16 protein-coding genes are annotated in these 18,908 nt (G+C 58.7%); 15 read left to right on the forward strand and 1 reads right to left on the reverse strand.

What is annotated here, in order from left to right; translation table 11 throughout:
- The first annotated feature begins 94 nt into the window (after positions 1-94).
- The 12 genes from IH404_RS02045 (at position 95) to IH404_RS02100 (ending at position 12,191) form a co-directional block, all read left to right on the forward strand.
- Positions 95-946 (forward strand): LysR substrate-binding domain-containing protein, encoded by an 852-nt coding sequence (locus IH404_RS02045; protein ID WP_005783745.1) that lies wholly within the window; start codon positions 95-97, stop codon positions 944-946.
- Positions 947-1,180: 234 nt separating this feature from the next.
- Positions 1,181-1,993, forward strand: a complete 813-nt coding sequence (locus IH404_RS02050; protein ID WP_194439782.1) for an energy transducer TonB — start codon at positions 1,181-1,183, stop codon at positions 1,991-1,993.
- Positions 1,994-2,042: 49 nt separating this feature from the next.
- Positions 2,043-2,765 carry a MotA/TolQ/ExbB proton channel family protein gene (locus IH404_RS02055; RefSeq protein ID WP_087945271.1) on the forward strand — a complete coding sequence of 241 codons (723 nt, stop codon included), beginning with the start codon at positions 2,043-2,045 and terminating at the stop codon, positions 2,763-2,765.
- A gap of 1 nt (position 2,766) precedes the next feature.
- On the forward strand, positions 2,767-3,168 hold the full coding sequence (locus tag IH404_RS02060) for a biopolymer transporter ExbD (protein ID WP_005783751.1): 402 nt from the start codon (positions 2,767-2,769) through the stop codon (positions 3,166-3,168).
- Positions 3,169-3,355: 187 nt separating this feature from the next.
- Positions 3,356-6,244 (forward strand): DUF6543 domain-containing protein, encoded by a 2,889-nt coding sequence (locus IH404_RS02065; protein ID WP_005783753.1) that lies wholly within the window; start codon positions 3,356-3,358, stop codon positions 6,242-6,244.
- A 257-nt stretch (positions 6,245-6,501) separates the two neighbouring features.
- Positions 6,502-7,083, forward strand: a complete 582-nt coding sequence (locus tag IH404_RS02070) for an alpha/beta hydrolase (RefSeq protein ID WP_194439784.1) — start codon at positions 6,502-6,504, stop codon at positions 7,081-7,083.
- A gap of 48 nt (positions 7,084-7,131) precedes the next feature.
- Positions 7,132-8,058, forward strand: a complete 927-nt coding sequence (locus tag IH404_RS02075; protein ID WP_005783756.1) for a sigma 54-interacting transcriptional regulator — start codon at positions 7,132-7,134, stop codon at positions 8,056-8,058.
- Between the two features lie 109 nt (positions 8,059-8,167).
- Positions 8,168-8,950 (forward strand): MetQ/NlpA family ABC transporter substrate-binding protein, encoded by a 783-nt coding sequence (locus IH404_RS02080; RefSeq protein ID WP_005783758.1) that lies wholly within the window; start codon positions 8,168-8,170, stop codon positions 8,948-8,950.
- A 317-nt stretch (positions 8,951-9,267) separates the two neighbouring features.
- Positions 9,268-9,933 (forward strand): amino acid ABC transporter permease, encoded by a 666-nt coding sequence (locus IH404_RS02085; protein WP_005783759.1) that lies wholly within the window; start codon positions 9,268-9,270, stop codon positions 9,931-9,933.
- On the forward strand, positions 9,914-10,573 hold the full coding sequence (locus tag IH404_RS02090) for an amino acid ABC transporter permease (RefSeq protein ID WP_005783761.1): 660 nt from the start codon (positions 9,914-9,916) through the stop codon (positions 10,571-10,573). The genes IH404_RS02085 and IH404_RS02090 overlap by 20 nt, the downstream gene beginning before the upstream one ends.
- Entirely contained in the window at positions 10,570-11,346 is a 777-nt protein-coding gene (locus IH404_RS02095; protein WP_005783763.1) for an amino acid ABC transporter ATP-binding protein, read from the forward strand. Before IH404_RS02090 ends, IH404_RS02095 begins: the two co-directional genes overlap by 4 nt.
- Positions 11,343-12,191, forward strand: a complete 849-nt coding sequence (locus IH404_RS02100; RefSeq protein WP_194439786.1) for a transporter substrate-binding domain-containing protein — start codon at positions 11,343-11,345, stop codon at positions 12,189-12,191. Before IH404_RS02095 ends, IH404_RS02100 begins: the two co-directional genes overlap by 4 nt.
- Before the next feature lie 73 nt (positions 12,192-12,264).
- On the opposite strand, the gene IH404_RS02105 is transcribed toward IH404_RS02100, so the two are convergent.
- Complete coding sequence (locus IH404_RS02105) at positions 12,265-13,425, reverse strand: AAA family ATPase (RefSeq protein ID WP_005783766.1); 1,161 nt, start codon at positions 13,423-13,425, stop codon at positions 12,265-12,267.
- Between the two features lie 120 nt (positions 13,426-13,545).
- On the opposite strand from IH404_RS02105, the gene IH404_RS02110 reads away from it, so the two are divergent.
- Genes IH404_RS02110 through IH404_RS02120 form a run of 3 tightly spaced genes read left to right on the forward strand, consistent with a single transcriptional unit; the run spans position 13,546 to position 18,757 of the window.
- Positions 13,546-14,628: an efflux RND transporter periplasmic adaptor subunit gene (locus IH404_RS02110; RefSeq protein ID WP_122734778.1), complete on the forward strand. Its 1,083-nt coding sequence runs from the start codon at positions 13,546-13,548 to the stop codon at positions 14,626-14,628.
- A complete protein-coding gene (locus IH404_RS02115) occupies positions 14,625-15,695 on the forward strand; it encodes an efflux RND transporter periplasmic adaptor subunit (protein ID WP_005783770.1) in 1,071 nt (356 codons plus the stop codon). The genes IH404_RS02110 and IH404_RS02115 overlap by 4 nt, the downstream gene beginning before the upstream one ends.
- A complete protein-coding gene (locus tag IH404_RS02120) occupies positions 15,692-18,757 on the forward strand; it encodes an efflux RND transporter permease subunit (protein WP_005783771.1) in 3,066 nt (1,021 codons plus the stop codon). Before IH404_RS02115 ends, IH404_RS02120 begins: the two co-directional genes overlap by 4 nt.
- Positions 18,758-18,908 lie beyond the last annotated feature (151 nt).

Raw genomic sequence — 18,908 nt, forward strand, 5'->3', positions numbered from 1 at the left:
GGGCGCGATGAAAGGTGAAGTATGGTCAGGCAGCGGGGTATGCTGAAATTAAATATAAACATGCCAATCAGTGGCAAACGCAATGGTGATGACGTTGTTCGATCCCGTGTTGTTGCGCAGTTTTGTCGCCGTGGTGGACTGCGGCAATTTCACCCGCGCCGCCGAGCGCCTGCATTTGACCCAGTCCACTGTCAGCCAGCAGATCCGCCGGCTTGAAGACGCAGTGGCTTGTCAGTTACTGGACCGCGACCAGCGCCGCGTGGTGGCTACCGCCGAGGGTGAGCGTCTGCTCGCGTATGCGCGCCGCATTCTCGCACTGCACGAAGAAGCCGCCGACGTGCTGATCAACCAGCAGAGCGACGGTGTGTTGCGCCTTGGCGTGCCGGAGGACTTTGCCGCCGAGCGCCTGATGCCGCTGCTTTCAGCGTTTGTCGTGGCCTATCCACGGGTGCGGCTGGAAGTCACCAGCGGTCTGGGCCCTGAATTGCAGCGCCAGTACCGGGGCGGTGAATTCGATGTGTTGCTGGTCAAGCAGATGGGCGACAGCGACGACTGTGTAGCGTCGTGGCCGGAGCCCTTGTATTGGGTCGACAGCCTGAGCACCCCGGCGCTGGGCCGCGATCCGCTGCCGCTGGTGGCTTTCCCGGTGGGCGGCTTGTACCGCAACGACATGCTTCACCATCTTGAGCGGGCCGGCTGGCGTTGGCGCATCGGCTACTCCAGTGCCAGCCTGGCCAGCGTGTGTTCAGCGGTGGCGGCAGGCTTGGGCATCAGCCTGTTGCCGGAGCGGGTGTTGCAACCGGGCCATCGCATACTCGGCCCGGAGAGTGGCTTGCCGCCTGTTCATGGCGTGCGATTGGCCCTGTATGGCCGCAGTGGTTTGGGGGCAGCGGGCCAGAGTTTGCTGGGAGAATTGCTGGCGTTGTGCAGTGGAAACCCGCACTGAGCCATACCTTTGCTGAATATTTTGTATGCCTTTAAAGCATTGAAAAACAAGGGTTTGGCGCCAGGCCCCGAGCCACGTGGCTTTGACGTCAGCGACTGTTGTATTTATGCGATTTTGTTCTATCTATAACTTTAAAGATTACTTTAAGAGATAAGTGTCTGGCCCCGATGATTCAGCCCTCGACGGGGCTGCACGCTGGCCCGTCGGTTTTTCAAAACCGTAGGGAGTGAATCAATGGGCAATGTCCAGACCGCCGCCAGTGCACCCGAGGCGCAATGGCGCCAGGCACCGAGTGGTGAGTTGGTCGACCTTGGCCGGCCGCATCGCGCGCCGTTGGGGCAATTGCGCCTGCAGAAGACCCCGAAGCGTTTTTCCAGCCACCGCGAAGGTATTTTGCTCGGGTTGCTGGTGTTGGCGCTGCACGGCGCAGTGATCTATTGGGTGAGCCAGAAACCCACGCCGGTGCTGCCGATTGTGCCGCCGGAAATTCCGCCGATGACCATCGAATTTTCCCAGCCGGCGCCGCCGGTGGTTGAACCGCCACCACCTGTACCGCCACCACCGCCGCCACCTGTAGTCGAGCCACCGCCGCCGGTGGTGGATGAGTTAGCGGCCAAGCCGGCGCCGCCCAAACCCATTGCGAAACCCAAACCCAAGCCCGCGCCGAAACCTGAGCCCAAGCCGGCCCCCAAAGCCGTCGAGCAGCCGCCTGCGCCACCGACGCCAGCCCCACCTGCTCCGCCCGCACCTGCGGCGCCAGCGCCGGTGACGCCGGCTTCGGCCAACGCCGCGTACCTGAAAAACCCGGCACCGGAGTACCCGTCACTGGCTCAGCGTCGCGGTTGGGAAGGCACGGTGCTGTTGCGGGTGCATGTGCTGGCCAGCGGTAAGCCGGGTGAGATTCAGGTGCAGAAAAGCAGCGGGCGCCAGCAACTCGATGACGCCGCACTGGCCGCCGTAAAGCGCTGGAGCTTCGTACCGGCCAAGCAGGGTGATGTGGCTCAGGACGGCTGGGTCAGCGTACCGATCGACTTCAAGATTCATTAATTATTCGGTCGCGGTGTGCACACGCCGCGACCTGCACAAGAGGGAAAACATCATGGCATTAGCGTCTCCACTTGAATCCATCGAAAGCGCGGTGATCTGGCTGCTGGTGATCTTTTCGGTCGCCACCTGGGGCCTGGCCTTGCTCAAGGGCGTGCAGTTCGGTCGCCTCAAGGCTCAGGATCGCAAGTTTCACAAACAGTTCTGGGCGGCATCGAGCCTCGATTCAGCCGCCGAACTCGCCGAAACCCAGCCCGGCGCCGCCGCGCGCGTGGCCCAGGCCGGCTATGCCGCAATCCAGGTTGGCGATACCCCTCACGCTGCGGATCTAAGCCAGGCGATCAATCATCAGGACCGCCTCGAACGCGCCCTGCGCCAGCAAATCGTGCGCGAGCGCCGCTCCCTGGAGACCGGCCTGGCTGTGGTCGCCAGTATCGGCAGCACCTCGCCGTTTATCGGCCTGTTCGGCACCGTGTGGGGCATCATGGAAGCGCTGAAGGGGATCAGCGCCGCCGGGTCCGCCAGCCTGGAAACCGTGGCGGGGCCGATTGGTGCGGCGTTGGTCGCGACCGGTGTGGGGATCGCCGTCGCGGTGCCTGCGGTGCTTGTCTACAACTACTTCCTGCGCCGCTTGAAACTGACGGCGGCGGACCTGGACGACTTTGCCCACGACTTCTACAGCCTGGCGCAGAAAAATTCGTTCCGTGTGCTGCTGCACCCAACACTGGCCAAGGCCAGCGTCGGCAGCCCGCAGAAAGTGAAGGAGGCGTCCTGACATGGCCTTCTCCACGCAAGACAGTGACGAGGTGCTGAGCGAGATCAACGTCACGCCGTTGGTGGACGTGATGCTGGTGCTGCTGGTGGTGTTTATCGTCACCGCGCCGCTGTTGACCAACTCGATCCCGATCAACCTGCCCAAGACCCAGGCCGTGGCACCGGTTGAGCAGAAGGATCCATTGGTGGTGAGCATCGACGGTGCCGGCAAACTGTTTATCAACAAGGACGAAATCCAGCCGGACCTGCTGGAATTCAACCTGCAGTCGGCCAAGGCCAAGGACCCCGATGTGCGTGTGCAACTGCAGGCTGACGATGGAGTGAACTACGGCGAGGTGGCGCGAGCCATGGCGTCGATCGAGCGTGCGGGCATAACCAAGTTGTCGGTGATCACCGCACGTTAGTTTCAAAAAGTCTCCACAGTTTTTGGGCCGCTTTCCTTGGCAGGGTGCGGCCTTTTTTTATTTAAGCGTTATGACGTTTATAGGAGAAAAGAATTTACACGTTTTTGAATGTTTCCAGGCGTGCAATTCGCAACGGTATGATTATTCTGGTCGGTGCACGGAGTAATTTAATTAAAGGAGCAGTTGCATGAACGTACGTTTTCCTATTCATTCAGTAAGTGCATTCGTGAACCCGCAAGTAACGACCCCTCAACCTGAAGAAAAAAACCCCGTCGGGGTTTTTTCACGGCCTGATAGACCCGGTCCGCAACACCCTTTAGCGCAACGATCGTCAAGTCATGTCGGCTCTCGGGAAAGTACCACTTCAAAAGTGCTCAAGCCTAATCCTGAAATAGATGCTTATATCAGCACGCACGCATCCGATTTCATTTCGCCTGAAAAAGAAATTTCGACTATTTTGTCCGCCAAGATAAAGCAGCATTGGGGGGTGGATATTGATCCTGACACCACGTATCTGGTTACGTTTAAACCTAATGGTACTGATGAAAAGGATGTTGTAGAGAAAGTAACGCTGACCCAGGCGGCTTTGAAAAATAGGCAAGATGTAAAAATTGAAGATGATGAGGGGTGGTTTCGAAAAATCGCCAAGTTTTTTTCACCGGCAGTTTATATAACCAATAAGATTGAAGGCTGGGTGGAGGAAGCACACAGCCGACAAGGTATTTATCGGCAGCCAGGTTCTCCAGGTGCTGCGCTCTATAGCGCGGCCACTCAAGTGGCCATTCCTGTTGAGGACTTCAAAGCCTTGGTCTGGGATACAGACCGAACCCAACTTTACAAGAATACGCTGGACGGGTTTTGGGACAAGCACAGCGGTTCATACGCTTCATTGAGTAAAATATCCTATCTTAAAGCGATCCATCTACAGCGCTTGGAAGGGACGCTTGGCCCTGTCGAGGCGGCACTTGCCCAGCGGGCGTTAGGGCCTATTGCGCAAAAGGAATGGTCGGAGCTGACGGTGCAGGATTTTTCAGCGCCTCGCATAAAGGATCCTAATGTGGATATTGGGTTGCTGAGCATCAATGGCTTGCAGTCAACCGACTTGATGTGTGTGACCGATCGCAGAACCCAACTGACGTTGCTGTACATCCCTGGTAACTCCTCGCCGATACATCGTTTCGATAACCCTCAGAAAATGAAAACCTGGTTGGCTGAGCAGGCCACCGATCCAGTAAAGCGCGCCTCACTGCTAACCCATTTCTCTCTCAAGGACCAAGCCGACAAGTCGTTTTCAGATGGTGTGCGTCAATCCCTGGAAGGGATGGCAAATTGGTCCAATGCGCAGGCGTCAGGGAGCGCTTTCCTTTCAGGGCTCAATGGCTGGGTACCTGATCGCTTTATCACGGTTGACCCTTTGCGCAACGATCCTTTTGAAGCGGTCAAGGTTCGACAAAAGGCGCGGTCATATTCGGATGCGGAAAACGCGATCGTCAGCGATGGCGACTACACCAAGAACAAAGTGTTGCAAGGCGTGGAAGAGGCCACGAAGGTCGCGATGTTCATGACGCCTCTCGCGTTGGTCATGCCGGAAGTCGCGATAGGCCTGGATGTTTTCTTCATGGCTGCCGGGGCCACTCAAACAGGTATCGGTATTGATGATGCCGTCAAAGGTAAAGCGACGGCCTCTGACCGGATCGTTTTCGGGGTATTGAATGCTGTACCGCCCTTAGCCACCCATGCGGGGGCTCCACTGGCGAAAGTGATGACAGGGAGAGTGTCCAGCGAGGGCATTGCAGCCGGGGTTGATGCTACAACTCGGGTGCCCGCTCAAGTGCCTGAACAAGGGCGTCCATTCTTCAATCCGCCACGACGAGTCAATGGCCATATCGGCTACCCGATGGGGCCTGTTTCACCGCCGGTGATCCGCGAAGAGTTCACGATACCCATGGACGGTGTGCAATCAGCGTTCAAGGGATGGAATATGATTTATTTTAACGAATACCTTGTTCCAGTTACGTATGACGTAGGGGCAGGCCTCTGGCGTGGGCTTACCGATGACGGTGAGGCGGCGGCAGACATATTTTATTGGCGTAATAGTCAAGGGGAATGGCTGAGTGGTACCGAGTCTGAAGCGCTTGCAGGTAGTAAAAGCTCACCTGCTTCGGTTATCAATAAAACGCTGACGCTGCCGAAGTTACCGCCGCTACCGTCGGGTGCTACGCCGGTACCTAAAGTTATTCACTATTTTTGGGCCGGCAACGAGATGCCAGAACACTTGATCGAAAATATTGCGGAAAACTCCAGAAACAGTCCAGGATACAAGTCCATTGTTCATGTGGATGCAAATAACGCGAATGCTTTTCAGAAAATAAAGTCTGCGCTGGATCACAAAGTGGGTGGGCTGGAAGTGCATGATCTAAAAGAGGATGAGGCTTTTCGAGAACTGAACGATAGTAAATATGGAGAAATGTATCAGTACTTTCGCTCAGGCCAGGGGCAGAATTTGGCAGCCTCATCGGACGTGATGCGCGTGGCATTGATAAAAAAGTACGGTGGAATATATCTGGATACAGATGATGCGCTGACGTTTAACGTGGGGGAGGTCACGCTGAACGCTACGCAACATGATGTATTGATGAGCTCGCCCGTCACGTATGCAGGTGCGGATTTCAGCGGGTTCAATACAAGTAATTTTGCAAGTCATCCAGGTAATCCGTTATTCGATAAGATTCTGGAGGAGTCGTATCAGCGATACAAAGCCAACGAACCGTGGTTTAACACCCATCGTCCTTTCCAGCACGACAGCTCGACTGATATAGAACGGCAAGCCTATAAAGAGTACGAAACGAAAATTTTCGAGGTGACCGGGCCGAGAATGTTTGGTGATGTAATGGTGCAAGAAGATTATGGTTTTTTTCCGATGATTGATGAAGTTAACGAGCTAATTGGTACGCGTTTTGTACTTCCCGAAGGCTATAGAAATACATACGCAGAAGCACAGAGTTTTTATATGCCAATGCACAGTAAGTTTGGGGTAACTATCGGCTCAGAGCACTCTATGCATCACTCTCGTTGAATCGGCAAAGCGGTCGTCGTCGTTGTTGAGAGCTGGGTTATACAACTCAACGACTGACGGCATTACAGCCATCGCCCCCTGACGCCTTGGTGTTGGGGGGCCAATGGTTTGGGTTGCATGAATGACGGAGGAGCAGGTTTCGAAAAAAGTAACGTTATGAGTTTTTGGTTATTAATAAATTCCTTTTTATTCCTTATTTGATTGTTTTGACGCCTCTATACTGACCAGAACGTTAAACGCTGCAGGAGGGCACACCCATGCACAGCGAGTCGATTCGTTATCTGATCGTGCCGGGCTGGCAAGGATCGCCAGAAGATCATTGGCAAACCCATTGGCAGCACAGCTTGCCCAACAGCGCTCGCGTGGAGCAGGCCGATTGGCTGACGCCGCGTCGCGAGGATTGGGTAGCCGCACTGGCCGAGGCCATTGCTGCCGACAGCACGCCGGTCATCCTGATCGCCCATAGCCTGGGTTGCATCACCGTGGCCCATTGGGCCGCCACCGCCCCCGTGCATTTCTTGCGACAGGTACGCGGTGCGTTGCTGGTGGCTCCGGCAGATGTCGAACGCGTGGCGTGTGCACCGGCACTGCGCAATTTCGCACCGATTCCTGCCGATTTGTTGCCATTCCCCAGCCAAGTGGTCAGCTCCGACAACGACAGTGCCGTCAGCGCCTCCAGGGCTTTGGAGTTGGCGCGTCAATGGGGCGCCGAGGCCGGCATCCTCTCGGGTGCCGGGCATATCAATGTGAAGTCCGGCCACCGGCGCTGGGAACAAGGTTTTGCTTACCTTTATCGCCTGCAACATCGCCTCGAGCACCATGCTCGGCGTAGCGCCTAATATTTTTTCAACGCCCCGTCCCTGAGTGGATTGGGGCGGGAGCCTGCCATGAGTCTGCATGAAACCTACGGCCAGCCTTTGCTGACCTTTCCCGATGCCGAAAAGAGCCCACTGAGCATCCGCGCCAAGGCGTTGGTGTTCGTCGACCCACGCTCACGCCAACTGCGTGAAGAATTGGAAAGCCTTGCGCCGCGCGCCTTACCCGTATTGATCCGCGGTGAAACCGGCAGTGGTAAAGAACTGCTGGCGCGACACATCCACCGTGGCAGTGACCGTACTGGCCTGTTTGTTTCGGTCAACTGTGGTGCCATCAGCCCCACCTATGCGGATGCCGAGTTGTTTGGCTATGCCGCCGGCAGCCACAGCGGCGCAGCGAGCAGTCGGGCTGGCTGGTTTGGCTCCGCCAACGGCGGCACCTTGTACCTGGACGAGATTGGTGACTTGCCGCTGCCGATCCAGGTGAAATTGCTCTCGGCCCTTGAAAATCATGAGGTCACCCGCGTCGGTGCCCATCAGCCCAGCCCGGTAGACGTACGTCTGGTCGCCGCTACCAGCATCGACCTGGCCCAGGCCGTGGCCGTGGGCAAGTTTCACGAGCGCCTGTTTCATTACTTGAGCGAAGGCCGGCTGGACCTGCCGGCGTTGCGCGAGCGGGTAGGGGATATTTTGTCCTTGGCCGAGTATTTCCTCGGCATCTACAGCCAGCGCCTGGACCTGCCGGTGCCACTTATCAGCGACGCCGCTCAACAGGTACTGGAGCGTCACACCTGGCCGGGCAATACCCGCGAACTGGAAAACGTCATTCACTTTGCCTTGCTGGTGAGCAGTGGCGATGAAATCTTGCCCGAGCATTTGAACCTGCCGGTGGCCGGCTCGCCGCTGGAGCAAGTACGACGAATTTTTGCCAGCGCCAGCGCGTCCGAGCGCGAATCGCTGCGTACCTTCCTGTATGAACAAAATGGAATATCAACGTGAATAAAAGATATTGTTCGGGAATAAAAAATCTAGGTATTGTCCTTCCTACGCCGCGATAGCATTTCGCTGGCACCTCACATAAAAAATGGTCGTTAGAAAAGGACACTGCATGAAAAAGGTTCTGTTGTTTACCGCCCTGGCGGCTGCCCTGACTGCCGGCTTCGCCCAGGCCAACGAAAAGCTGGTGGTCGCGGCCACGCCGATTCCGCACGCTGAGATCCTGGAGTTGATCAAGCCGACCCTGGCCAAGGAAGGCGTGGACCTGCAGATCAAAGTCTTCACCGATTACGTGCAGCCAAACGTGCAAGTCGCTGAGAAGCGCCTGGACGCCAACTACTTCCAGACCCTGCCGTACCTGGAAAACTTCAACAAAGGCAAGGGCACCAACCTGGTCACGGTAGTCGGTGTGCATGTTGAACCCATCGGCGGCTACTCGAAAAAGATCAAGAAAATTGAAGATCTGAAAGACGGCGCGACCGTGGCCATCCCGAACGAAGGCTCCAACAGTGGACGCGCTCTGTTGCTACTGCAGAAGAGCGGGCTGATCACCCTGAAAGACCCGACCAACGCGTTGTCTACGCCAAAAGACATCAAGGACAACCCGAAAAACCTCAAATTCAAAGAGCTGGAATCGGCCCTGCTGCCACGTGTGCTGGATCAGGTTGATCTGGATGTGATCAACACCAACTACGCCCTCGAAGCCGGCCTGAACCCGGCCAAGGACGCGTTGATCATCGAAGATGCCAAATCCCCTTACGTGAACTTCCTGGTAGCGCGCCCGGACAACAAGGACAGCGACGCTATCCAGAAACTGTCCAAGGCCCTGACCAGCCCGGAAGTCAAAGCTTTCATCGAGAAGAAGTACAACGGCGCAGTCGTGCCGGCGTTCTGATGTAACTCAAAACCCCCTTCAAGGTTTCAACGCCGACGGCTACTACAGCGTCGGCGTTTTTTTATCTGAAATACGGTCAAAACTGTGGGAGCTGGCTTGCCTGCGATAGCGGTGGGTCAGTATCACTGCTGTATCTGACAGACCGCTATCGCACGCAAGCCAGCTCCCACAGAGGTTAGTTTTTTGGGTGATATCAATATGCTATTTCGGTATTTAAATTTTGCTTTTTATACCTTTAAAGTTCGCGCTACCCGACGTTATCCACGCCGGAACGGATTGCGCTCGCAGCATTACCCATGCGGCGATATGGACTGCACATGACCTTCGATTTCGCTTTTATCCTCAGCACCTTGCCGGCGTTCCTGCAAGCGGTGGGCGTAACCCTGCAAGTGGGCCTGATCGCCATCGGCACCTCCTTGCTGGTGGCGCTGATCAATGCAGCCTTGTTGGTGTTTCGCACGCCGTACCTGTCACGGCTGGTAGCGCTGTATGTGGAGCTGGCGCGGAACACGCCGCTGTTGATCCAACTGTTTTTCGTCTACTTCGCACTGCCGGCCCTGGGTTTGAATATCTCCGGGTTCTGGGCGGCAATCATCACCATGACCTTTCTCGGCGGCGCCTACCTCACTGAAGTGTTGCGCGCCGGTGTGGAAGCGGTGCCGCTGGCGCAGATCGAGTCGGGCAAGTCCATTGGCCTGTCCGACTGGCAGTTGCTGCGCCATGTGATTCTGCCCCAGGCCGGCATCCTCAGCCTGCCGGCGCTGTTCGCCAATTTCATCTTTCTGCTCAAGGAAACCACGGTGGTTTCCGCAGTGGCGGTGCCGGAGATTCTCTACACCACCAAGAGCTACATCGCCCTCTACTACAAGACCTACGAGATGCTCGCCGTGCTGACGCTGATTTGCGTGCTGCTGTTTTTGCCGTTGTCGTTGCTGCTCAGCCGTTTGGAAAGGAGGCTCCAGCATGGCCAGTTCGGGTCTTGAGTTGCTGTGGGTGTCGTTGCCACAACTGGGCAAAGGCGCTGCGCAAACCCTGTCGATTTCGTTTTTGAGCATCGCTTTCAGTACGGTCGGCGGCGTGCTGTATGGCGTGCTGCGCACCTTGAATAACAAGGTGATCGACGGCGTGCTGCGCATCTACCTGGAGCTGTTCCGGGCGATTCCGGTGCTGGTGTGGTTGTACCTGCTGTTTTTCGGCCTGCCGATTTTCTTTGGTGTGAGCCTGCCGAGCTTCTGGTGCGCAGTACTGGTGTTGTCGCTATGGGGCGCCAGCGAAGTCGGCGAGGTGGTGCGCGGTGCATTGCATTCTCTGCCGCGTGGCCAGCGTGAAGCGGGCTTGTCGATTGGCCTGTCCGACCCGCAGTTGTACGGCTACGTGCTGCTGCCCCAGGCCCTTAAACGCATGACGCCGCCGACCATCAACGTCTACACGCGCATCATCAAGACCAGTTCCCTTGCGGTGCTGATCGGCGTGGTGGATGTGATCAAGGTCGGCCAGCAAATCATCGAGCGTACCTACGAGTCGGTATTGATCTACGGCGCGCTGTTCCTGTTTTTCTTCTTTATCTGCTACCCGTTGTCGGCCGCCTCCAAGGTGCTGGAACGGCGCTGGGCCCAAGCATGAGTGCATTGATCGAGTTCCAGGGTTTCAACAAATTCTTTGGCCAGGCGCAGGTGCTCAAGGGTATCGACCTGAGCGTGCAAAGCGGCGAAGTGGTGGTGATCCTCGGCCCCAGCGGCTGTGGCAAAAGCACCTTGCTGCGCTGCCTCAATGGGCTGGAAGTCGCGCACAGCGGCAGCCTGCGGTTTGCAGGCGTTGAGCTGCTGGATAAAAACACCGACTGGCGCCAGGTGCGCCAGGACATCGGCATGGTGTTCCAGAGCTACCACCTGTTCCCGCACATGAGCGTGCTCGACAACATCCTGCTCGGCCCGCTGAAAGTGCAAAAACGTGACCCCCGCGAGGCCCGTGAGCAGGCGCAAAAACTGCTGGAGCGCGTGGGCCTGGCCGACAAGCGCGACGCGTTCCCGCGCCAGCTCTCCGGCGGCCAGCAGCAACGCATCGCCATCGTGCGTTCGTTGTGCATGAACCCCCAGGTCATGCTCTTTGATGAGGTCACGGCGGCCCTTGACCCGGAGATGGTCAAGGAAGTGCTGGAAGTGATCCAGGGCCTGGCCCGCGATGGCATGACCCTGCTGATCGTCACCCACGAGATGGCCTTCGCCCGCGCCGTCGCTGACCGCGTGGTGTTCATGGAGGCCGGTCGCATCCTCGAACACAACACCCCCGAGGCATTCTTTACGAACCCGCAGACCGCACGCGCGCAGCAGTTCCTGGAGAAGTTCTCCTTCGTTTCAACACTGCCCAAAAAGATCAAGGAACTGGAGCTGATATGAAAAAACTACTGCTGCCACTGTTTGCCGTCGCCTTGCTGGCCGGTTGCGATAAAAAGGCCGAAGAGCCTGTAAAACCCGCGGCTGTCAGCTACATCGACAAAATAAAAGCGCGGGACAAGCTGATCGTTGGCGTCTTCACCGACAAGCCACCGTTTGGCTTTGTCGACGAGGCTGGCCGCTACGTCGGCTTCGATACCGACATTGGCCGTCAATTCGCCAAGGACCTGCTGGGCGACGAAAACAAGGTGGAGTTTGTCGCCGTTGAGCCCGCCAGCCGCATTCCGTTCCTGCAAAGCGACAAGGTCGACCTGATCCTCGCCAACATGACGGTGACGCCTGAGCGCAAGGAAGCGGTGGACTTCACCAACCCCAACCTGAAAGTCGCGGTGCAGGCCCTTGTACCGAATGACAGCACGGTAAAAAGCCTGGATGACCTGGCCACTCGCACCACCATTGTCACCACCGGCACCACCGCCGACATCTGGCTGACCAAAAACCACCCTGACTGGAAGCTGCTCAAGTTCGAGAAAAACTCCGAGTCGCTGCAAGCGCTGTCGGCCGGGCGTGGCGATGCTTATGCCCAGGACAACCTGGTGCTGTTCAGCTGGGCCAAGCAGAACCCGGGCTACCGTGTGCTGGCAGAAAAGCTGGGTGATGAAGCACCGATTGCCCCGGCGGTGAAGAAGGGCAATACCGAACTGCGTGACTGGGTGAATGCCGAGCTGGCAAAGCTGGGCGAGGAGAAGTTCCTGCTCAAGCTCTATGACCAATATGTGCGCAAAGAACTGAGCGATGACACCAAGCCTGAAAGTGTGATTGTTGAAGGCGGGAAGTGGCAGGGCTGAAACCTGACTTTTTGTGTTGGCTGCACCGGCCTCATCGGGGGCTTGCTCCCGATGAGGCCGGTACAGTCACCACCTACTCCGGCCAATGCCAGGCCGGCCCATCCAGAATCCCTTGCCCCACGATCCGCGTTTCCCCCAACACCTTCTCCAGCACAATCGAATTGCACCCCTCATCCTGCTGCAACGCCGCAATCAAGCGGCTGGCATGGGACACCACCCACACCTGACATTGCTTCGACGCCTGGATAATCAAGCGCGCCAATGCCGGCAACAGGTCCGGGTGCAGGCTGGTCTCAGGTTCGTTCAGCACCATCATGGTTGGCGGCCGTGGCGTCAGCAGTGCGGCGATCAACAACAAGTAGCGCAAGGTCCCGTCCGACAGCTCCGCCGCCGACAACGGCCGCAGCAAGCCTTCCTGATAGAACTCAATGGCAAAGCGTCCGCCTTGCAACGGTTCAATGTTCAGGCGCGCACCCGGGAATGCATCGCTGACTGCACGTTGCAACGCCTCGGGGTCGCCGATCTCGCGGATGGTCTGCAACGCGGCCGCCAGATCGCGGCCATCGTGATGCAACACCGGCGTACGCGTGCCCAACTGGGGCTGGCGCACTGGCGCGTCCACGTCGCTGCGAAAGTGATCATAAAAGCGCCAGCCACGAATGCTTTCACGCAACAGCAGCACTTCCGGCGAGCCGCGCAGGCTGCCGACCTGATCGAACAGGCTGTGGTAGTTGGGTGTGTGCTGCGCCAGTACATCCCAGGCACGGCCTTCGCGGGCACGCACCATGGCACCTGAGCGCTGCACCAACAGGCTGGCCGGGCGGTAGATGTGGCCGGCCCAGATGCATTCCTTCTTCACTTCGGGGTCGAGGCTGAAGAACGACGAGGTTTTTTCCGGCAATCCCAGAGAGATTGCGTAGCTGAAATCTTCGGCGGCAAACCCCAGGCGCAGGCGTTTGACGCCTTGGCGCACATTGGATTCGATCGGTACTTCACCAGTGCGCATACGCCGGCTGATGGTTTCCGGCCCGGCCCAGAAGCTCGAGTCCAGCCCGCCTTCACGGGCCAGGGCATTGATCACTCCGCCCTGGGCGGTTTCTGCCAGCAGGCGCAGGGCCCGGTACAAGTTGGACTTGCCGCTGCCATTGGGCCCGGTGATCAGGTTCAAGCGGTCCAGCGGCACTACCAATTTATTGATCGAGCGGTAATTGGCCACCGCGAGGGTTTTGAGCATATGCATTTAATCGGCTGGGGAACCATTGGAGTATGGGATCCTCCATGCAGATAAGGAACCCTGATCTAAGCTCACAGTCGCATACACACTTGTACCTTGCGTCACGCAAAAGGAGCCTGCATGGGCGGTCGCACTTCGACATTTATTTTCAGCCTTGGCCTCCTGGCGCTGCTGAGCGGCTGTGGCCAAGACAAAGCCGAGCCCAAGCAGCATTCACGGGTATTTGTGCAAACCGTGCAGCCGGCGGATTTTGCCGCGGCGGTCACGCTGACGGGCGATATCCAGGCGCGGGTGCAGACCGATTTGTCCTTTCGCGTGGGTGGCAAGATCATTCAGCGCATGGTGGACGTGGGCGACCGAGTAACGGCCAAGCAAGTACTGGCCAAGCTTGACCCCAAGGACCTGCAAACCAACGTCGATTCCGCCCAGGCCCAGGTTGTGGCCGAACAGGCGCGGGTCAAGCAGACCGCCGCCGCCTTCGTGCGCCAGGAAAAACTCTTGCCCAAGGGCTACACCAGTCGCAGCGAATACGACGCTGCTCAGGCCGCATTGCGCAGCAGCCAAAGTGCCCTGGCCGCCGCGCAGGCGCAATTGGCCAACGCCCGTGAGCAACTTGGCTACACGGCGCTGGTCGCCGATGCACCGGGGATCATCACGGCGCGCCAGGCCGAAGTCGGCCAAGTGGTTCAAGCCACCGTACCGATCTTCAGCCTGGCCCGTGATGGCGAACGTGACGCGGTGTTCAATGTGTATGAATCCCTGCTGGTGGAGCCGCCGCCGGATGCGCCGATTACCGTCAGCCTGCTGGAAAACCCGAACATCAAAGCCGTGGGCAAGGTGCGTGAAGTGACCCCGGCAGTGGCGGCCAATACCGGCACCATACAAGTGAAGATCGCCCTGCAAAACCTGCCCAAAGGCATGGAGCTGGGCTCGGTGGTGAGCGCCACCGCCAACGGCCCGGCCAAGGCCAGCATCGAATTACCCTGGGCGGCCTTGACCAAAGACCTCAGCGAGCCCGCCGTATGGCTGGTGGATGCCGACGGCAAGGCGCAGTTGCACAAGGTCAAGGTGGCCCGTTACCTCACCGGCAAGGTGATTATTGGCGAGGGCCTTAAAGGCGGCGAAAAAGTCGTAGTGGCCGGTGGGCAATTGCTGCACCCCGGCATGGTGGTCGAGATCGCCCGGCAAGGAGCCCAGCCATGAAGCAACTGACGGTTATCGTCGCCGCCAGCCTGTTGCTGATGGCTTGCTCCAAGGAAGAGGCGCCGCCTGAGCCTGTGCGCCCGGTGTTGTCCATGCAAGTGAAGGCTGAAGATCAGGAAAACCTCGGCCGCTTCGCCGGCACTATCCAGGCCCGCTATGAAAGCAACCTGGGTTTCCGGGTGCCGGGCCGCATCGCCCGTCGCGCCGTCGACGTGGGCGCCGAGGTGGAGAAGGGCGCCTTGCTTGCCGTGCTCGACCCCACCGACCAGCAGAACCAACTGCGTGCCGCCCAGGGCGACCTCGCCCGCGTGCAGGCACAGTTCATCAATGCCCAGGCCAATGCCCGTCGCCAGCAGGAGCTGTTCAACCGGGGCGTCGGCGCCCAGGCTCAGTTGGATGTGGCGCAGACTGACCTGAAAACCACCCAGGCCACCCTTGATCAGGCCCGCGCCTCGGTCAATCAGGCCAAGGACCAACTCAATTACGCCGAACTGCACACCGACCACGCCGGTATCGTCACCGCCTGGAATGCCGAGGCTGGCCAGGTAGTCAGCGCGGGGCAGCAGGTGGTGACCCTGGCTCGCCCGGACATCAAGGAGGCAGTGATCGACCTGCCTGCCGGCCTGGCCGAGCGCCTGCCGACGGATGTGGTGTTTCTGGTCGCCGGGCAACTGGACCCCAGCGTGCATACCACCGCCGTCGTGCGCGAGATCGAACCCCAGGCCCAAAGCGCCACGCGCACCCGCCGCGCACGCCTGAGCCTGACCGACACCCCCGCTGCGTTCCGCCTGGGCACCGCCATCAGCGTGACCTTGAGCAGCGCCATTACGCCGCGTATCGAATTGCCCTTGAGCGCCTTGCAGGAAGTCGACGGCAAGACGCGCATCTGGCTGCTTGATACCCAGAGCCAGACTGTGCAGCCACGCGACGTCAGTGTGGTCAGCCGGGATGCTGACAGCGCCTTGGTCAATGGCGGCATCAAAGCCGGTGAACGCATCGTCACCGCCGGCGTGAACAGCCTGAAACCCGGGCAAAAAGTCAAAATCGACGAGGACAGCCCACGATGAAAGGGAGCTTCAACTTATCCGACTGGGCCCTCAAGCATCAGTCCTTCGTCTGGTACCTCATGTTCGTCGCGCTGCTGATGGGCGTGTTCTCGTATATGAACCTGGGGCGCGAGGAAGACCCCTCGTTCACCATCAAGACCATGGTGATCCAGACCCGCTGGCCGGGTGCTACCCAGGAGGAAACCCTCAAGCAGGTCACCGATCGCATCGAGAAAAAACTCGAAGAGCTCGACTCCCTCGATTACGTGAAAAGTTATACGCGGCCGGGTGAGTCCACGGTGTTCGTGTTCCTCAAGGACACCACCAGCGCCAAGGCCATTCCGGAGATCTGGTATCAGGTTCGCAAGAAGATCGATGATATTCGCGGCACCTTCCCCCAGGGCTTGCAGGGGCCGTCGTTCAACGATGAATTCGGTGATGTGTTCGGCTCGGTGTACGCCTTTACTGGCGACGGCTTGTCGATGCGCCAGTTGCGCGACTACGTGGAGCAGGTGCGCGCCGAAATCCGCTCGGTGCCGGGGCTGGGCAAGGTCGAGATGATCGGCCAGCAGGACGAAGTGATCTACCTGAACTTCTCCACGCGCAAACTCGCGGCGTTGGGCATTGATCAGCGCCAGGTCGTGCAAAGCCTGCAATCGCAGAATGCGGTGACGCCCGCCGGGGTGATCGAGGCCGGGCCGGAGCGGATTTCGGTGCGCACCTCCGGGCAGTTCGCTTCGGAGAAAGACCTGGCCAACGTCAACCTGCGCCTCAATGACCGCTTCTATCGGCTGGCGGATATCGCCGACATCAGTCGCGGTTACGTCGACCCGGCAAGGCCGATGTTCCGTTTCAATGGCAAGCCGGCGATTGGCTTGGCGATCGCTATGCAAAAGGGCGGCAATATCCAGTCGTTCGGCAAGGCGCTGCACGGGCGCATGGATGAGCTGACTGCCGATCTGCCGGTGGGCGTCGGTGTGCACAAGGTGTCCGACCAGGCCGAAGTGGTGGAAGAGGCCGTCGGCGGCTTTACCAGCGCGTTGTTCGAAGCCGTGATCATCGTGCTGGTGGTGAGCTTTATCAGCCTCGGTATGCGCGCCGGGCTGGTGGTGGCGTGCTCGATTCCATTGGTGCTGGCGCTGGTGTTCGTGTTTATGGAATACAGCGGTATCACCATGCAGCGGGTCTCGTTGGGCGCCTTGATCATTGCCCTCGGCCTGTTGGTGGACGATGCGATGATCACCGTGGAGATGATGATCACGCGCCTGGAAAAAGGCGAAACCAAGGAGCAGGCCGCCACCTACGCCTACACCTCAACAGCGTTCCCGATGCTCACCGGTACGCTGGTGACCGTGGCCGGTTTCGTGCCGATTGGCCTCAATGCCAGCTCGGCGGGCGAGTACACCTTTACTCTGTTCGCGGTGATCGCCGTGGCGATGCTGGTGTCGTGGGTGGTGGCGGTACTGTTTGCGCCGGTGATCGGTGTGCATATTCTCAGCGCCAATGTGAAACCGCATAACGCCGAGCCTGGGCGCATCGGCCGCGCGTTCAATGGCGGTATGCTCTGGGCCATGCGCAACCGCTGGTGGGCCATCGGTATCACCGTGGCGCTGTTTGTGGCCTCGGTGTTTTCCATGCAGTTTGTGCAGAACCAGTTTTTCCCGTCATCGGATCGCCCGGAAATCCTGGTTGATCTGAACCTGCCGCAGAACGCCTCGATCAACGAGACGCGCAAGGCGGTTGACCGCCTCGAAGCGATCATCAAGGACGACCCGGACATCGCTCGCTGGAGCACCTACATCGGCCAGGGCGCGATCCGCTTCTACTTGCCGTTGGACCAACAACTGGAGAACCCGTACTACGCGCAGTTGGTGATCGTCAGCAAGGGCCTGGAAGAGCGCAGCGCCTTGATTGCGCGATTGCAGAAACGCCTGCGCGATGATTTTGTCGGTATCGGCAGCTATGTGCAGCCGCTGGAAATGGGCCCGCCGGTCGGGCGGCCGATCCAGTACCGCGTGTCCGGCAAAGACACCGACCAGGTGCGCAAGCACGCCATCGAACTGGCGACCTTGCTGGACCAGAACACCCACCTGGGCGAGATCATCTACGACTGGAACGAACCGGGCAAAGTGCTGCGCGTTGATATCGCCCAGGACAAGGCGCGGCAACTGGGGCTGTCGTCGGAAGACGTGGCGCAGTTGATGAACAGCGTGGTCAGCGGCGCGGCGGTGACCCAGGTGCACGACGATATCTACCTGATCAATGTGGTCGGTCGCGCCGAAGATGCCGAGCGCGGTACGCCGGAAACCTTGCAGAACCTGCAGATCGTTACGCCCAACGGCACCTCGATCCCGTTGCTCGCATTTGCCACGGTGCGTTACGAGTTGGAGCAGCCGCTGGTGTGGCGTCGTGACCGCAAGCCGACGATTACCATCAAGGCCGCGGTGCGCGATGAGATGCAGCCGACCGACCTGGTCAAGCAACTGGCGCCGACCATCCAGAAATTCAGTGACGGCTTGCCGGTGGGCTACAAAGTCGCTACCGGCGGTACCGTGGAGGAAAGCGGCAAGGCCCAGGGGCCGATTGCGAGTGTGGTGCCATTGATGCTGTTCCTGATGGCCACGTTCCTGATGATCCAGTTGCACAGCGTGCAGAAAATGTTCCTGGTGGCCAGCGTTGCACCGCTGGGGTTGATCGGCGTGGTGCTGGCGTTGATCCCCACCGGTACGCCGATGGGCTTCGTAGCGATCCTGGGGATCCTGGCGCTGATCGGCATCATCATTCGTAACTCGGTGATTTTGGTGACGCAGATTCATGAGTATGAAGTGGCCGGCTACACACCGTGGGATGCGGTGGTGGAAGCCACCGAGCATCGACGTCGGCCGATTCTGCTTACGGCGGCAGCGGCGAGCCTGGGCATGATCCCGATTGCCCGGGAAGTGTTCTGGGGGCCGATGGCCTACGCGATGATTGGCGGGATTATCATCGCCACGTTGCTGACGCTTTTGTTCCTGCCGGCGCTGTATGTGGCCTGGTACAAAATCCGCGAACCCAAACAAGAGCATCAGGAACAACGCGGTTAAAAATGTGGGAGGGAGCAAGTCGAATCGTCGCACCGCCCCTCCCACATTTGGATCTTCATCTCGCTTGAGGCTGTGGGAAGCTTCCGAAAGATCCACTTGTTGCCCCGGCCACTGTCTGCATGTTTTACCCTCTCGACCTAACTTCTCCGTC

This window comes from Pseudomonas sp. OST1909, assembly GCF_015277575.1.
In the GTDB taxonomy this organism is placed as follows: domain Bacteria; phylum Pseudomonadota; class Gammaproteobacteria; order Pseudomonadales; family Pseudomonadaceae; genus Aquipseudomonas; species Aquipseudomonas synxantha_A.

Excerpts from the sequence above, each read along its gene's own strand:
- IH404_RS02050 (WP_194439782.1), top strand. The coding sequence starts at position 1,181 with ATGGGCAATGTCCAGACCGCCGCCAGTGCACCCGAGGCGCAATGGCGC.
- IH404_RS02060 (WP_005783751.1), top strand. The coding sequence starts at position 2,767 with ATGGCCTTCTCCACGCAAGACAGTGACGAGGTGCTGAGCGAGATCAAC.
- IH404_RS02065 (WP_005783753.1), top strand. The coding sequence starts at position 3,356 with ATGAACGTACGTTTTCCTATTCATTCAGTAAGTGCATTCGTGAACCCG.
- IH404_RS02070 (WP_194439784.1), top strand. The coding sequence starts at position 6,502 with ATGCACAGCGAGTCGATTCGTTATCTGATCGTGCCGGGCTGGCAAGGA.
- IH404_RS02075 (WP_005783756.1), top strand. The coding sequence starts at position 7,132 with ATGAGTCTGCATGAAACCTACGGCCAGCCTTTGCTGACCTTTCCCGAT.
- IH404_RS02080 (WP_005783758.1), top strand. The coding sequence starts at position 8,168 with ATGAAAAAGGTTCTGTTGTTTACCGCCCTGGCGGCTGCCCTGACTGCC.
- IH404_RS02085 (WP_005783759.1), top strand. The coding sequence starts at position 9,268 with ATGACCTTCGATTTCGCTTTTATCCTCAGCACCTTGCCGGCGTTCCTG.
- IH404_RS02090 (WP_005783761.1), top strand. The coding sequence starts at position 9,914 with ATGGCCAGTTCGGGTCTTGAGTTGCTGTGGGTGTCGTTGCCACAACTG.
- IH404_RS02095 (WP_005783763.1), top strand. The coding sequence starts at position 10,570 with ATGAGTGCATTGATCGAGTTCCAGGGTTTCAACAAATTCTTTGGCCAG.
- IH404_RS02100 (WP_194439786.1), top strand. The coding sequence starts at position 11,343 with ATGAAAAAACTACTGCTGCCACTGTTTGCCGTCGCCTTGCTGGCCGGT.
- IH404_RS02105 (WP_005783766.1), bottom strand. The coding sequence starts at position 13,425 with ATGCTCAAAACCCTCGCGGTGGCCAATTACCGCTCGATCAATAAATTG.
- IH404_RS02110 (WP_122734778.1), top strand. The coding sequence starts at position 13,546 with ATGGGCGGTCGCACTTCGACATTTATTTTCAGCCTTGGCCTCCTGGCG.
- IH404_RS02115 (WP_005783770.1), top strand. The coding sequence starts at position 14,625 with ATGAAGCAACTGACGGTTATCGTCGCCGCCAGCCTGTTGCTGATGGCT.
- IH404_RS02120 (WP_005783771.1), top strand. The coding sequence starts at position 15,692 with ATGAAAGGGAGCTTCAACTTATCCGACTGGGCCCTCAAGCATCAGTCC.